Here is a 14,889-nt window from a genome sequence, read left to right as displayed (position 1 = left end):
TTGAACGGTCAATAAGGCTGCTGGTCCGTCCGGCATGCTTCCGGCACGGGTGGAAGGCGGCTCACCAAAACCTTCAGGGGGTGGCCATGACCGCACGCTGCGCCGATCACCCGGGCACGAGCGAGGAGCCCGCCGGCCCTGCCGCCCCGCGGGAACCGGTCGGGCGGGACGACGAGATTCGCCGCCTGTGGGACGCGGTCACCTCCCCCTCCGGCCCCTTCGTCGTGCTGCTGCACGGTGAGGTCGGAGCCGGGCGCAGCACCGTGCTCGCCACCCTCGGCCGTCGGCTGCGGGCCGCCGGCACCCCCGCGCACCTCGTGCGGTGTCTGCCCGGCGAGGCGCTGACGCCGGGGCTGCTCGCGCACCGGCTGCTGACGGCGCTCGTGGATCCGACGCCCGCGTCCCCCACGGCCGGCCGCACCCTCGAACCCCGCCGGGGCGGTGCGACCACCAGTCCGTACGACCAGTGTCCGCGGGACGGTTCCGGTGCCCTGGAGCAGGCGCTGCGTGCGCACGGGCCCGTCGTCCTGCTGGTGGACGACGCCCAGCACGCCGACCCGGAGACGCTGGCGCTACTGCGCTCTCTGTTGCCGACGCTGCCGTCCGTCCGGCTCGTCCTGAGCGTCGTCGGGCCCGGGTCCGCTCCATGGGACGGGACTTACGTCGTCGAGCTCCCCCCGCTCACCCGGAGCGACCTGGTCCGGTTGCTCACCGACCGGCTCCGGGCCGTACCGGACGACATCCTGGTGGACGAGGTGCACCGGCTCAGCGGAGGTAACCCCGCGGCGGTCATGGCGGTTGTCGCGCCCGCCGGGTCGGCCATGATCCGGGTGCTGATCGGCCGCGCGCATCTGGTGGCGGACCAGCCGCCGCCCGTGCTGCGCGGCAACGACCGTTTCACTGCGTTCCTGCACGGACTCGGCGACCCGATCTGGCGGACAGCCCGCGCGCTGAGCCTGCTGGAGGACCTCGCCGAACAAACCCCGGACCTCATCGCCACCGCGACGGACCTGCCCCGCGAGACGGTCACGGAGGCGCTGGACCACCTGACGCGATGCGGCCTGGTGACGGGACCGCGATCCGCGGACACCGACGCGCGGCCCCCAGAGGCCGGGCCCCGACCCCTGGGGACCGGGGTGCGGTCCCCAGCGGAAGGCACGCGACACCCGGAGAACGGAGCGCGGTCACCAGGTGTCGGGCCACGGTTCCCGGAGGCCGAGGCTCGGTCCCCGGAAGTCGGGCCGCGATCCTGGAAGGCCAGCACGCGGATTCCGGAAGCCGAGACCCGGTCCTCCGACGTCGGGGCGCGGATTCCGGAAGCCGAGACCCGGTCCTCCGACGCCGACACGCGGATTCCGGAAGCCGAGACCCGGTCCTCCGACGCCGGCACGCGGATTCCGGAAGCCGAGACCCAGTCCTCCGACGCCGGGGCGCGGATTCCGGATGTCGACGCTCGGTCCTCTGCAGCAGGGGCGCGGGAGCCGGTCGGCTGGAGGTTTCGGATTCCGCTCGTCGGCGTCGCCCTGCGGACCCGGGCGGGGCCGTACGAGCGGCGGGTCGTGTCGGCCGTTGCCGTGCGGGCCCGCTGGGCGGCGGAGGACCGGGCGGACGGGGACGGCACCCGGCAGGGCGACGATCCGGCGCGGGACGCCTGGCTGGCGGACCGGCTGGTGGACGCCGGCGGCCTGGTCGACCGGGAACGGGCCGCCCGCGACCTGTTCGGCATCGTCGAGCGGCTGTCCGACTCCCGGCCGAGGCAGTCCGCCGGATGGCTGACGGCCGCCGTCGAGGCCTGCGACGACGACCAGCGGTGCGCGGCCGCGGTGACCGACTACGCGGTGCGCACACTGCACATGAAGCAGTTCCAGCCCCTCGACGAGACCGTGTGGGCGCTGGTGCGGAACCTGCCCGAACAGCCGGACCCCTGCACCCGGCGGCGACTGCTGGCCGTCGAAGTGGCCCAACTGGCCGCGCGCGGCGACACAGCCGGGCTGTCGCAGCGGTACTGGGCGCTGGTCACGAACGCGCGCGAGCGCCTCATGGTCCCCGCCGTGCTGGCCGCCTCCCTGCTCGGCCGCTGGTCTGACATCCCCACGCTGCTCACGGCCGCGGACACGCGCCGGTTCACGGAGGAGTGCGAGCGGCAGGCCGCGAACGCCTCCAGGGCGGTCGTCGGGCTCATCGCGGGCGATCCGACGCCCCTGTACGACTTGCTGCGGACCCCGGCCGACCGTCCCTCCAGCCACGTACGCACGTTCGAGTACACGGCATCCCTGTGCGAACATCTGCTGATCGCGGAGGACTCCCGGAAGGTCACGGAGCTGCTCGCCGAGCAAGGGGTGACCGTGGACTGCCTGCCCCTGAAATACACCGTGATGCACCGATTCCTCACCGGCGCCTGGCAGCAGGCGCTGGCCGCCGCCGGCTCCCTCATGGCCAACAGCCCGCCGACCGCGCGCGGACCACTCGACCTCCTGGTCCACGCGAGGGCGGCCACCGCGCTGCTCGCACAGGGCTGGCCCTCCCGGGCGGGGACGGTGCTCGACCTCCCGGACCCGGCCGGACTGCCGATGTCGTACCTGCTGGCCGCCGAAAAGGCCGCGGTCCACCGGTTCCTCGGCCGGACCGACGCGGCACGCGACACCCTGCGCCAAGGGCTGTCCGAGGCCACCCGCAGCGGCTTCGTGCTGGGCACGGCGGCCTTGTGGTCGGGACTGACCCTGATCGAGGCCGAGAGGGGGCGGCCCGACCTGGTCGCGTCCGGTCTGGGCGAGCTGTCCCGCGTCGCCCGCAGGGGCCGCGACTGCGACCGGCTGACCCATCTGCGCACCCGCATCGAGACCCTCACGGCACTGCCCGGCCCGCACCGCCGGCCCTTCAAGGGGGTCCCGGACGCACGCGCCGCTATCACCCTGGCCCGTTCACTCGGGCAGCCGTTCGAGCTGGCCCGGACGCTGCTGGCAGTCGCCCGGGCCGAACACGCGGCGCCCGGACGCGGGGAGCCACCGCACGGCGACGCCACTGCCGAACAGCTGCTGCGCGAGGCGTACGACCTGTTCGGTGGGCTGGGCGCGCTGCTGTGGCGGCACCGGACCAGGGCGGCCCTGCGGGAGGCCGGACTGCCGGTGCCCCGGCACCCGGCGGTCGCCGAAGAGACCGAGGTGCTGCTGGCCCGGCTGGTCTCCGAGGGGCTGTCGAACCGCCAACTGGCCGAGGTCCTGGCGGTGAGCGAGACGAGTGTGTCGACCCGTCTGAACCGTCTCTACCGGCGCATCGGCGTACGGTCCCGAGTGGAACTGGCCACCGCCGTGGCGACCGGCCACCACGCTCCTCCCACGGAGCCCTGACGTCCGAGGCCAGCCCGGAACGAAAAGTCCCCGGACCGTCCATGAGGCCGCGATCAACCATGATCAATCGTGAGAAATTCCATGTCAGAGCCACAGTCAAGCGCCGATCCTTTGTAGGTGAAGTACAAGGAGACGGCGCGGGGCGGGCTCGCGGTGAACATCATCGAGTGCTGAGGGAACAGGCCCTGACCAGCGCGTTCGTGTCTTTCAGCGCTGTCGGGGCCTTTCCTTCTTACGCGACGGAAAGTCCCTGGAAGCTCCCTGGGACTGACGTGAAAGTCCCTGAAAAGTCCCTAGGAAATCCCACGAAAACAGGCGTCTGACCTGGTGGTTCGCGCTACCTGCCAGTCCGCGGACCGCCTGGAGCGACGGCTGGCCGACCTCTTCCCCACGTTCACGACGGCACAGGCGCGTCGGGCCCTGCTCTCCCCCGCGATCTGGCGTCCTTGGCCGCGGAAGGAAAGATGGACGAACTGTCCCGCGGGGTGTACCGGCGGACAGACGCCTCGGAGACCGCACACGCGGACCTACTGGCCGTGTGCGCCTCGCGCTGTCATGTGCGGTGAGTCTGCCCCGCCCTGCACGAGCTGATCGACGACATCCCTGCGGCGGTACACATCGCCGTGCCGCCCGGTTCACCCGCCCCACGATTTCCTACCCGCCGACCGTGGTGGCGCAGTACGCCTCGAAGACCTTCACCCTCGGCATCGAACGGTTCCAACCAGCCCAGGAGAGACCATCCCCGTGTACAACGCAGCCCGCGGCGGGGGCAGCGAACTCCCGCACATCGCGCGCGAACTGCGCGCGCTCTCCATCGCCCGCCCCTCGGTAGAGGCAGTGCTCGCCTGATAGCCCCCCACCAAGCGACACCACCGCCGACCGCGTCCCCAACGACCTGCGCAACCTGACCCGCCGCAGCAGCCGGCCCACGGACGAGATCATGGTCGAGCTCACGCCGACAAGCACAGCGGCCCACGCGGTAACAACAGCAGCCCTTGGAAGGGACGCCGCCCTCCTGCGCCTCGGTCGTCACAGTCGCCGGTGTCTCCCCGCCCGCGCGCTCCGGCGCATCGATGTGGAGCAGCTTGAGCAGGTCGGCAGTGACCACCCGATAGGCGTTCCCCAGGCGGAGGACCGCGCACGGATACTGGCCGCGCCTGGCGATGTCGTACCCCGTCGTCCTACTGAGTGACAACGCGCGGTTCGCGGTCTCCAAGTTCACAGCCGCCGGCAGTGCGAGCAACTGCTCGCGTGTCAGCCCCTGCGGTGTATCGGTTCCTTTGAGGGTCACCGGTGATCTTTAGCCCACCTGGCGGTCGACATGCCGGCCCTGGGCTCCGGTCCGCGACTGCGGATCACCAGTCACTCGCCGTGGTAGAGGCGGGTCAGGTCGATCAGCTGGACGGTGGGGTCGTTCTTGGCGAGATGGCGCAGTTCGTCGGTGAAGCCCGCTCCGCTGAAGCAATGCAGCCGGGTCGCCTCGGTCGCGGTGCCGCGCGTGGCGAGCAGAGCGCGGATGTGTCGGAGGCGTTCCAGGTGGCCGACCCCCATCACGTCGTTCCACTTCGCCTCGCCGATGCCGAGCAGCGCTTCACGACCGTTGTCGGTCTCGCCATGGACGGCGACGTCGACTTCGTGACTGGTCCTGGCGGCTGGATCGTTGACTGTGCCGCTGGCGACCCGCGTGACCTGTCCGCCATGCGTGTCGGGCTCTGCATGCCAACGGGCCCACTCCCGGCAGATCTGCTCGAAGTGCGGTCCGACGACCTTGCTGCGGAAGGTGGACTGGGCACGCTGCCATACGGCGGGAGCCCGCCCAGGCCGTTCCAGGTCGCCCCATGCCGGGCGCATAACCGCGTGGTAGAAGGTGACGAGCGGCTCGGCGATGCGGTAGGCGGAGCGGTTGCGGCGGAAGGCGTCCGCCTCATGGGTGATCATGCCGACGTCCTGGAGAACGCTCAGCGGATGGGCAAGGTCGGTGGACTTGCGGCCGAGGTAGTCGGCGATGCCGCCGCGAGCGGGGTTGCCCGCGGCGATGGCCGCCAGTACGGAGTGGTACAGGGCGGTGTCGTGGAGTTCGGGCTCTTCGGCGAGCAGGTACCGGGCCTCCCTGAAGAGCGGGCGTGCCGGGTTGAGCACGGCACGGGTCACCCAGGCGTCGAAGTCGTCCGGCCCGGCCGGAGTGTCCCCTTGGGTGAACTCACGGCGGTAGGCAGGTGTGCCGCCGACGATGGCGTTGGTCAGCAGCGCGGTACGCGGGTCGGTGATCTGCCAGAAGTCCGCCGCGAGGCGGAAGTCCAGGGTGGGAACGACCAGTTCGAGGCCGGCACGACCGCGCAGCGGAGCATTCCCGGACAGCAGCCTGCCCATGAAGGACAGCGCGGAGCCACACAGCAGCAGGCGTACCGGGGTGTTGGTGTGCTGGGCCGCAGGGTCGAGCACACGCTGGATGATCGAGGGCAGGGACGGAGACGCCTTGGCAAGGAAAGGGAACTCGTCGATGACCGCCACTGTGGGGTCGCCGCCGCCGGCGATGCGCATGAGTTCGGTGACCGCCTCGTCCCAGTGCGCGAAGCGGAACGGAGTGGGCTGGCCCCGATACCGGGCCAGCGCCTCGCCGAACTGGCGCAGGGCGTCCGCCTCGGTGGTCTCGGTGGCGGTGAACATGAAGCCGCCGCTGGCACGGGCGACCGCGTCGAGCAGGAAGGTCTTGCCCTGACGACGGCGGCCGGAGACCACGCCGAGCGTGGCCCGAGGGCCGGGCAAGGCGGCGAACCGGGTCAGCTCGGCCCATTCGAAGTGCCGGTCGAACATCTCAGCAGGCTTGTCCACGGACCCTCTCTTGGATAGATGCATTTATTATATCTGAGCTTATTGAAGGGTCCCCCGGCTGGCGCATGGCTGTTCCCTATGGCGCGCGCCACGGGGAACAGCCTTTGCCTGACACCTGTACGTCACGCGGCGGTCGGCACGGCCGGCGCCGCAGGCACGCCCGGCACTCGGCCCGTTTGGCGAACCTCCGCACCTGTCTGAGCGATCAGTTTCGCGTCCTTCTCGTGGAGGCTGGCCAGCAAGGACGTCACCAGGTCTTCCAGTCGGGCTCCAGCCGCGTCCCTGGGCACGGTCACCCAGGCCGGTCCGCCCTGCGCCGTGTCGCTCACGGCATGCCCCCAGAAGCGCTTCGCGTCGAATTCGCTCTCAAGGATCCGCACCCCGCAGTAGTCGATCAACTCCTGCAGCGACGCGACCGTCTCGGGCTGCGCGTACTCCCGCCCCCGTGCGATGAAGTCGTTCAGCCTGGATCGCAGTTCATCGGCTTCCTCCAACGTGAGTGCGACGTGCTTCGAGCCCCACAGGCCGCCAACGGTCAGGTCGATCTGCGGCCACCGGGCGTGCGCCATGTGTTCCATGACGACTTCAAGGGTTTCGGGGTCGGGCTCGTCCTTGGTGCGGGCGACGGGCTGGAGGTCGAGTTCCATGGTGTGCTCGTGCGTGGCGTGGAAGTGATCGACCAGGAGCCCGTCCAGGGTGTGCCCGTCGTCGTCCCGGTACTGGCACCAGGGCGGGCAGAGAGCGACGAGTTCGAGAGGACGGGCGGCGGACGGGTAGTGATCGACGCTTTCAGGGGCGCCACCGCGGATGACGGTGTCGTACCGGTGCCTCAGCCCGCGCAGACGCATCGCGAAGTGCTCCAGAGCGTCGAGGAGGGCGCCCAGAGCCGCACTGTCCAGCTCGGCGGTGCCGTCGGCGGCCGACAGCCACAGCCGGGGCGACTCGCCGCGTGCCTCCTCGTCGTGGGTCAGCCCGATCTGCACGAACAGCAGGGGCACTTCGAAGCCCAGGGCCATCCCTTCCGGCGCCGGCAACCGGACCGGGACACTGACATGACTCCCTGTCGCCTCGGCATGCGCCTCCTGCCCGCACCAGGCAGGGCAGGGGTGTTCGGAGGGCTGCAAGGTCAGGACTGTCGCGTTGGACATGACGTCTCCTTGAGGTCGGAGTGACTTCCTGTCCAGAGGTTTGCCCTGCTCGCAGACGTGCGGGCCTACACTCGCGTTCTGGGCATTGAGCCCGTGGGCCGGCATCAGGCTGGAGCCCGGCGACGACCACGCGACCACGGCGGACGCGTCCATCACCCCTGCCCCGCAGCAAGGACCGCACCGGCAAGCGGGGCACGTCCGCCCATGCCGAAGCCCTCATCCAGCGCCGACTCGAAAGCGACCGGCTACGCGAACTCATCGAAGACGCCGAAACCGAACACGGACCGTCGACCAGGCCGCGGTCGATGCCAAGCGGGCGCTCCTACGCGGCGACACGGCAGGCTCGGCGGACGCCGCGGGGGCGGCATCCGAATCCTGGACTGCCAGGGCCTGTCCAAACTCGTACGCCGCATCCCCGAACTCACCGAATGGCCGGCCGCCTCCGAGGACATCCGCGTCATCACCAACTCGCTCACCCGCGTCGAAGCCTGCGACCCCAAGACCGACCAGACCCCCTTCGACTACGCCGTCTCCCGTGTCAACAGCGCCCCGCCCACCGAAGCCATCGCCCGCCACTCCGGCAGACTCCTCGCCGCCCCGGGCGATGGCTTCGATCATCCGGTCCGCCGTGGCACGGGAAGCTGCGGGCAGTAGCCCTCCTCGGCCAGCCAGGCCCTGACCCGGCCACGCTGCCGCTCATCGCTGAGCCGGTGATACCGGCGCCAGGCACGCTCGTCACAGGCGAGGACGTCCTTGAAGCGCCGGAAGGCGCCCCGCCCGCCGACGGCGATCCGCAGTCGGTCGGCGAGGGCCGCACCGTCGAGCCCTTCGATGAAAGCTCCATGTCTCCGCAGCCGGCACGGGAACCCAAAGCCGGCACATGCACCCATCGCTCGGGATCATCCACCTCCTCGACCTCGGACCCGGCGTCCAGGCCCTCGGTGAACGTCGGCCAGCAGTCTCCGGTGGACAGATCGAGCCGACCACCGGACTCGGCCGGATCTCCCTCCAGCAGCATGGCAAGCATCTCCGGATCGACTGCCAGCGGGCGCAGGAGAGGGATCACGGCGTGTCCCGTGACTGTGCGCAACCGGTCTGCCAGTTCCTCGTCGCCCCGGAAGCCGCGCTCCTGGAGTGCGCCGAGAAAAGAGGCCGCCATCTCCGCCGCCCCCGGCAGCCCTTGCGCTGCGGCCCCGGCCACACCATCGCCGGCCAGTTGCAGCACCTCACGTACAGGGCCACGGCTCACTGCGGCGAGGAGCGCCGCCCAGTCCTGTTCGTGGAGCGCGCCGCGCACGGCCCGCAGTCCGTCCTCGCCCCATTCCTCGGCCACGCCCCGACGGTAGCGCGCGCCACTGAGGACGTACGACGCCGCGGGCCTCCCGGCTCCGTGCGTGTGCCGACGCCGCCCGCGGGAATGAGCAGGGCTGCCCTGGTCAGCGCCGCCGCTTGCGGCCGCTCTTGCCGACGCGGCGCCCGTGCTTCCGGACTCGGCCGAGGCGGGCGGCTGGAGTGCGCAGTGTTCGGGCCGCCAGCTGCCTGAGTTCTTCGAGCCCCGCCCGGTCCGGGTGCGCGGAGTCCAGCGCGGCGGCGACCGCGTCCCTGGCCTCGGGGCCCTGGGCGCGCAGCGCATCCGCGGCGCCGTCCTCTCCACCCGCCAGCTCCATGAGCTGGAGCAGGCTCTCGGCGAGCACCAGCAGACGCTCCGCATCGGTCATGTCCTCGGGGGACAGCAGTTCACGGTGCGCCAGCGCGTTCAGCGCGAGCGGCGCCAGCCGGGCATCGCCGCGCAGCGCGCGCAGCAGCCGTTCTCCCTCGCCGTCCGGCAACGCCGTCAGAAGTACGTCGAGCATCGCCTGTGCCCGCGTGCGGAAGGCCATGGTCCGTACAGCGTCAGCGAGTTGCCGCAATGCGGTATCCCACTCACCGCGGGCCGACATCCAGCCGGCCAACTCCGCGCGGGCGGCATCCGGGTCGTAGTCCTCGGCGATCACCCCCAGCAGGCCGGCCGCCGATGCCTGGGCCAGTTCACCGACCAGCGGTGCGTCCCGGCCGACCGCCAGCAGGCGCTGCCGTACGGCCCGGGTGCCGAGCTCGGTGAGACGGATGAGTTCGACCGGTCCGGCAGTCAGCTCCTCACGCCGGGCGCGGGCGCGCTCCTGCGCCGACACGTCCTTGGGCGCTCCCGCGATGCCCAGCAGCTCCGCGAGCTCCGGCGGCATGTCCGCGGGCAGCTCGTCTCCGGCACCGGAGAGGTCGACGTCGAGGAACACCGGATCGGCCATACCCCTGTCACGCTCGATCGCACCCAGGTCCACCAGCACGTCGAGCACCGTGCGCAGATCCCGGTCGGCGTGGTCGAACCACATACTGTGCTGGAGGTCCGCCCCGCCGTCGAACTGGAACCGAGCACGGTAGGCCAGGTGCACGGAGTCTCGCAGGTGCGGCCAGGGCATCGAGTGCGGCAGGCTGTAGAGCGTGTTCAGCACATCCTCCAGCACCTCCTCGTAGACATCGAACAGCATCGACTCGACGTGCCACCCGCTGCGCGCCCCGATCAGTGCCTGCCGCAGCTCGGAGCACGCGTCGAAGGCACGCAGCCACAGCTGAAGCGGGTCGGCGAGCACCGGCCGGGCCTTGGCCACCGCATACAGCCGTCCCTTGGCCACCCGGACCAGCCGCGCCTTCTTCGCCCACTCCACCAGCAGCCCCAACCGCGGCAGGTCGGCCGAAGAGCGCACGCCTTCCCACTTGTCGCCAGTGCCCAGTACGTCCACCAGCTCGCGCGCGTCGGCGATCCGCAGCCGACCCGCCGCCGTCACCGCACGACCGTCGCGCCCCACCCACTCGGCGAGCCCGCGCAACCGCGCCACGACCGCAGACTCCTCAGCCCGTCGACGCAGTTCGTCGTCCGGGGGCAACACCACGGGCAGTTGCGGCTCGGCCCGGACCACGCCGGCCAGAGCACGGCCGGTCAGCCGCCGTTCCATGACCGCGTCGAGGGCCTGCTGATCGTAGGCGACCTCCCCGCGCTGCGCCCGCTCCGCGAACCGCTGCAACGCCGCCCCGTCCAGGACGTCCACACCCTGCTCAGCGGCTGTCATCGCCCAGAACTTCGCCAAACCCCATCGGGTGCGGTCCGCCATCGCCGCCGGATACTCCTTTCCGACCGCGTCGACCGCGGTAAGGGAGTCCTCTAGTGCGGGACCGCGTGGATCCGCCAACTGCGCGGCATGCAGAAAACGCAACAGCGTACGCAACGTGCCCGGCGCATCGCCGCGTTCCTCTCCGGGAAGTTCGGTGACCTGCTCCGGTAACCAGACCAGCAGCAGTTCCTCCACATGCCTCGGCTCCCACAGCCCCAACCGGCCGTCGACAGTCGCCCGGTGCCGGTACTCCAGCGCCGCCTCGGCCAGGAAACCGTCCACCGGCAGCCCCCGCTCCCCGGCCCAACGAACCAGCCGGTCGACCAGCAGCGCGCCCCCCGCCTCGAACTCCTCCTCAGCCCCGGCTTCGAACCGCATCCGCATGAACCCGCCCGCCCAACCTGTCCGCAGACTGCTTGCCTCGCCACGCTATCGCCGAACCGCGACACAACAACCCGGCCGAGGAACAACAGCCCACCACCGGGCGAATGTCAGCCTTAGCGGAGCGGTCCGCACCCTGGTCTGCTCAAGGCCGCAAGGCCTCGCGTCAGGGGAAGCAGGCCGTGAACAGTCACCCTGATGAAAGGGGGTGGTAGGCAGGGTGTGCGGTTTCCTTGAACGTGTGTACCTGACGCCAGACATGGCTTGCGGGTCCCAGGCCGTCCAGGGCCCGACCCACCTCCCTGAGGGCCCGCCCGTCGACCGTCGCATCCAGGACCGTGATCGTCGCGGCGTCGACGTCGTCCGGACGCAGGCGGTCCAGCGTCGTCACGGCGCGGAGTCGGAGGGCGGTGCGGGCCACCTGGGTGATCGCCGTTCTGGTCACGGGGCTGGTGTCCTGGCCGACGACCAGGAGCCGGTCGGACTGGGCCAGTGCCGCAGCGACCGCTGTGTGCAGATCGTCCATGGTGTAGCACCACTCGCGTGGATGCTGGCCCCGCAGGCGCGGATGGCGACGGCGCAGCACCCTGAGGATGTCCGCCACCTCGGAGACGAGGGCACCGGGGGCGACGACGAACGCGAGACGGTCAGGGTCCGCGACGGCGAGGGTCTCCGCCTGTCGTGGAGTGCTCACCACTCTGAGGTCCCCCTGGAGGGTCCGGCCCACCCAGGCGCCTGATCCTGTGAGCGGTGTGCCCACGACGACCACCTCGTCCCCCCGTTCCAGGAACCGGTGCAGCGCACGTTCCGCGTTCTCGGCCGACGGGCACGCGGCGGCGGCAGGGCAGCCGCAGACGCGCCACCGATCGCGGGAGCCCCCAGGAGCCTGCGGCGGCACCGAGGCGCTCAACGGCCGCGGGCCAAGGGGGTCCTGTGCGGCCACGTAGAGCACTCGCCGGGTACGCAGCACGGCTCGCCAGGAGTCGATCTGCCGGCGGGCGAAGCAGAGGGCGGGGGGATCGTCACTGCGGGCGGCGAGAGCGAGGCCGCGATGTCCGCCTTCGGGGCGCTCGTAGGAGACAGTGAAGACAGTCGTCGGCGCGGTCGTGAGGCCGTCTCGGAGTTCCTCGTCCGGTAAGGGGCGGGAGTCGGCGGCGAGACCGGACTGCCGAGCGTGTGCGGCGACCAGACGATGGGCCGGACAGTCAACCGGGCCGCGCGTGGGATGCCGCCAGGATGTGGCCACCATGAGGCTGCCGGGGGTGACATGGAGGCTGGTGGAGTCGAGCACTTCCGCGAGGACGCTTCGGTTCATCTTCCTGGTGGGGTTCGAAGGAGGGCGAGTCTGCAACGTCATCCAACAGGTCCGCGCTGCTCGGGCCCTCCCCGTGCCCGCGTTTGTCACTCCAACGGTCCCCTCCGGCGTCCGCGCGTGCGCATCCCACGTGCTCGTCCGAGGAGTGCCGCAGCAGCGGGGTTCTCGGCGTTCGGGCGGAGTGAGGCGATCAGCGTGCGAAGGCGGTCGTCGGCGCGGGCGCTGCGTATGTCCGGAAAGATGTCGAGGAACTCGTGCCAGGTGCGGCACGCCTGTTCCAGGTGGCCGGACGCCAGCTGGGTCTCGGCCAGTTCGGCGAGGCAGAGGGCACGGGAGCGGCGCTCGCCGGCGGGCCGGTCACGCAGCGAGAGGGCGAGCGCCCGGGCGGCCGTACGGTGCTCTCCCTGGCTCTTGGCCACGGTCGCCCGCTGGAGCGCGAGTGAGCCGGAGTGGAAGGCGCCGATGGCGGAGGCGCCTTCGGCCGACCTTTCCAGGCAACGCTCGGCCGCCATGAGGTGGCGGGTGTACCGGCGGTCGCCCCGGCGGGCCTGAGTCACGGCCAACTGGCCGAGAAGGAAGGCTTGTTGGTGCGGCGGTGCGTGCCGCACGCCGGTCCGTACGGCATGTTCGGCCAGGTGATCGGCCTCGGCGAAGTGCCCCAGTCCGTGGGCCTGCACGCTGAGTCCCCGCAGAGCGAGCGCGTAGCCGATGATGTCGCCCGCCTCACGGGCGAGTTCGACGCTCGTGAGATAGAGACGCTGGGCCGCCGCGTGGTGGTTCATGTCGAAGTGAGCGAACGCGCAGAGATAGGTGAGCTGTGCGGCCACCGTGAACAGCTCACGCCGGACGGCGGGTTTCAAGTCGCCTCGGAGCCAGGGAAGCAGCGTGGTGGACAGGTACTGGCGCAGGGGCTCGCACACCGATCCGGCTCCGAGCACCATGTCACCGCGCGAGAACACCATGAGCAGTTCCCGGGCCGAACTCACGTGCGCCGGACCGACGGAACTCGGCGGGTCCAAAGCGGCGGGCCGGCCTTCTCCGGCGGCCGGCGGACCGGACGGAATCACCAGTTCCGCCAGCGAGTAGGCGCCGACGAGGGCGATGCGGCGGCGGTCGGTGTCACGCAGTATCCGGTCGAGGCGTTCCACGGCGCTCCCTTCACCGGGCGGCGTCCCGGCGCCGTGTCCCGGCAGCGTGGTGTCGAGCAGCCCAGTGTCCTGCACCAGGACCGGTCTGCCGAGACGGCGGGAGAGGGCTTCCGCCACGAGGGCGGGAACGGGCGGTCGGGGGCGACTGCCGGCCAGCCAGTGGGCGACCGTGGTGCGGTCGTAGTGCAGCGGGGTGCCGCGCTCGGTGCCGAGCGAGTTGACTTGGCGCGCGAGTTGGGCCCCGCTCCACCCGGCCTCGGCCAGGAGGATTCGCAGGGCCTGGTTCGGCGTACGGGGCGATCGCACACTCCTCTCCCTGTCCCTCTCTTCCGGTCGCGTGCACTTGCGTTCAACGTCCGCATGTGTTCAACACGTTTGCCTCCCGCATAGGCGGTGGAAGCGCTTTCGACCAGGCAGGCTCAGGGTGCGGCGCCCCTCTCGGCCGTGAGCAGTGCGCACTGGAGGCGCACCCGTGACGGTCGTACGCCCCTCGTGCACCGACGACCTGCCCGACCGGGCGGAAGGACGAGATGTCCACAAGTCCCTCGCGCGGACCGAAGCGTCCGGCTTCCTGGCACGGATCCGTCCATCTGTTCCCGGGCCAGGGAGACTTCTCCGTCGGCGCCCTGACCCGCGCCGCACGCGCCGCCCGCGCCGCACGCGCCGCCCATGCCGCCCGCGCCACCCGTTCCGACCGCCTGAACCCGGCCCTTCGCGAGGTCTTCGAGCAGGTCGACGAGGTCGCGGTCGAGCGCGGCATGCGACCGCTCGGTCCCTGGCTGCTGGGGCGACAGCCGCCCACCGGAGCCGAGTTGGCGCAGGCGGCCACGGGCTCCTCCCAACTGGCCCTGTTCGGTGCCTCGATGGCGGTACACCGGGCACTGAGCGCGTCCGTCGGAGCCCCCACGGCGGTCGTCGGGGTGAGCTTCGGGGAGATCGCCGCGCTGACCGCCGCCGGGGTCCTCAGCGTCGGCGACGGGGCACGCGCGGCCCATGACCTCGCTGTCGTGCTGTCCTCCTGCCCCGGCGGACTGACCCTGCTCGGCTGCTCGGAGCAGTCCGCCCGCCGGCTGCTGGACCGCACCGGGGCGCCGGACGCCGTGGTGGCGGTGGTCAACGACGACCGGTCCGTGGTGATCGCGGGCCCCGTGCCGGCCCTGGCCCGGATCGAGAAGGTGGCCGACGACACGAACGTGGCCGCCGTACGGCTGCGGCTGCCGTTCTCCTCCCACCACCCGGCGCTGGCCGCCCAGTCCGAGGTGTTCGCGTCGTCGGTGCGCGCCTACGCCCTGGCGCCGGCGCGCGTACCCGTCTACTCGGCCGTGGCCGGACGCCGCTACCGCCCCGACGACGACCTGCCCCGGCGCCTGGCGGACTGCCTGGTGCTGCCGGCCGTGGTGCCCACCGCGCTGCGCCAGGCGGCCGCGCACCGGCCGGAGGTCTTCTTCGAAGCGGGCACGGGCGACGCCCTGGCCTCCAGTGCCCGCAGGGTCCTCTCCACAAGCCCCGCACCACCACCCGTCCACGCCCCGCTCGCCGAACCCGACTTCCCCTGGTGACGCACGCTCCCCC

At 71.4% G+C, this 14,889-nt stretch carries 8 protein-coding genes and 1 pseudogene; 3 read left to right on the top strand and 6 right to left on the bottom strand.

Annotated features, from left to right (window positions below; translation table 11 throughout):
- Positions 1-86 precede the first annotated feature (86 nt).
- Entirely contained in the window at positions 87-3,347 is a 3,261-nt protein-coding gene (locus tag ADK36_RS27580) for a LuxR family transcriptional regulator (protein WP_053199444.1), read from the top strand.
- Between the two features lie 1,066 nt (positions 3,348-4,413).
- On the opposite strand, the pseudogene ADK36_RS50480 reads toward ADK36_RS27580, so the two are convergent.
- The 3 genes and pseudogenes from ADK36_RS50480 to ADK36_RS27565 all read right to left on the bottom strand — a co-directional run.
- Positions 4,414-4,638: pseudogene (locus ADK36_RS50480) on the bottom strand (hypothetical protein); the annotation flags it as partial.
- A gap of 71 nt (positions 4,639-4,709) precedes the next feature.
- Positions 4,710-6,161: an AAA family ATPase gene (locus ADK36_RS27570; RefSeq protein ID WP_199830261.1), complete on the bottom strand. Its 1,452-nt coding sequence runs from the start codon at positions 6,159-6,161 to the stop codon at positions 4,710-4,712.
- 140 nt (positions 6,162-6,301) lie between these two features.
- The gene (locus ADK36_RS27565) at positions 6,302-7,327 is read right to left on the bottom strand and encodes a DUF6907 domain-containing protein (protein WP_159391206.1); all 1,026 of its coding nucleotides are present in this window, start codon (positions 7,325-7,327) and stop codon (positions 6,302-6,304) included.
- A 204-nt stretch (positions 7,328-7,531) separates the two neighbouring features.
- Here ADK36_RS27565 and ADK36_RS51280 point away from each other — a divergent pair, with 204 nt between their 5' ends.
- Positions 7,532-7,981, top strand: a complete 450-nt coding sequence (locus tag ADK36_RS51280) for a hypothetical protein (RefSeq protein ID WP_199830258.1) — start codon at positions 7,532-7,534, stop codon at positions 7,979-7,981.
- 782 nt (positions 7,982-8,763) lie between these two features.
- Here the strand turns inward: ADK36_RS51280 and ADK36_RS27550 are convergent.
- From ADK36_RS27550 to ADK36_RS27540, 3 genes are all read right to left on the bottom strand, one after another.
- Positions 8,764-10,851: a hypothetical protein gene (locus tag ADK36_RS27550; RefSeq protein WP_053199438.1), complete on the bottom strand. Its 2,088-nt coding sequence runs from the start codon at positions 10,849-10,851 to the stop codon at positions 8,764-8,766.
- A 193-nt stretch (positions 10,852-11,044) separates the two neighbouring features.
- Positions 11,045-12,169 (bottom strand): hypothetical protein, encoded by a 1,125-nt coding sequence (locus ADK36_RS27545; RefSeq protein ID WP_053199436.1) that lies wholly within the window; start codon positions 12,167-12,169, stop codon positions 11,045-11,047.
- An 86-nt stretch (positions 12,170-12,255) separates the two neighbouring features.
- Positions 12,256-13,623 carry a tetratricopeptide repeat protein gene (locus tag ADK36_RS27540; protein ID WP_053199435.1) on the bottom strand — a complete coding sequence of 456 codons (1,368 nt, stop codon included), beginning with the start codon at positions 13,621-13,623 and terminating at the stop codon, positions 12,256-12,258.
- 224 nt (positions 13,624-13,847) lie between these two features.
- Between ADK36_RS27540 and ADK36_RS27535 the strand changes: the two genes are divergently transcribed.
- On the top strand, positions 13,848-14,876 hold the full coding sequence (locus ADK36_RS27535) for an ACP S-malonyltransferase (protein WP_053199432.1): 1,029 nt from the start codon (positions 13,848-13,850) through the stop codon (positions 14,874-14,876).
- Positions 14,877-14,889 lie beyond the last annotated feature (13 nt).

Source organism: Streptomyces viridochromogenes (assembly GCF_001270495.1).
GTDB lineage: Bacteria > Actinomycetota > Actinomycetes > Streptomycetales > Streptomycetaceae > Streptomyces > Streptomyces viridochromogenes_A.
This window is presented reverse-complemented; position numbering and strand designations above follow the sequence as displayed.

Coding starts and splice junctions, on each gene's coding strand:
- ADK36_RS27580 (WP_053199444.1), top strand. CDS start 87: ATGACCGCACGCTGCGCCGATCACCCGGGCACGAGCGAGGAGCCCGCC.
- ADK36_RS27570 (WP_199830261.1), bottom strand. CDS start 6,161: ATGTTCGACCGGCACTTCGAATGGGCCGAGCTGACCCGGTTCGCCGCC.
- ADK36_RS27565 (WP_159391206.1), bottom strand. CDS start 7,327: ATGTCCAACGCGACAGTCCTGACCTTGCAGCCCTCCGAACACCCCTGC.
- ADK36_RS51280 (WP_199830258.1), top strand. CDS start 7,532: ATGCCGAAGCCCTCATCCAGCGCCGACTCGAAAGCGACCGGCTACGCG.
- ADK36_RS27550 (WP_053199438.1), bottom strand. CDS start 10,851: ATGCGGTTCGAAGCCGGGGCTGAGGAGGAGTTCGAGGCGGGGGGCGCG.
- ADK36_RS27545 (WP_053199436.1), bottom strand. CDS start 12,169: ATGAACCGAAGCGTCCTCGCGGAAGTGCTCGACTCCACCAGCCTCCAT.
- ADK36_RS27535 (WP_053199432.1), top strand. CDS start 13,848: ATGTCCACAAGTCCCTCGCGCGGACCGAAGCGTCCGGCTTCCTGGCAC.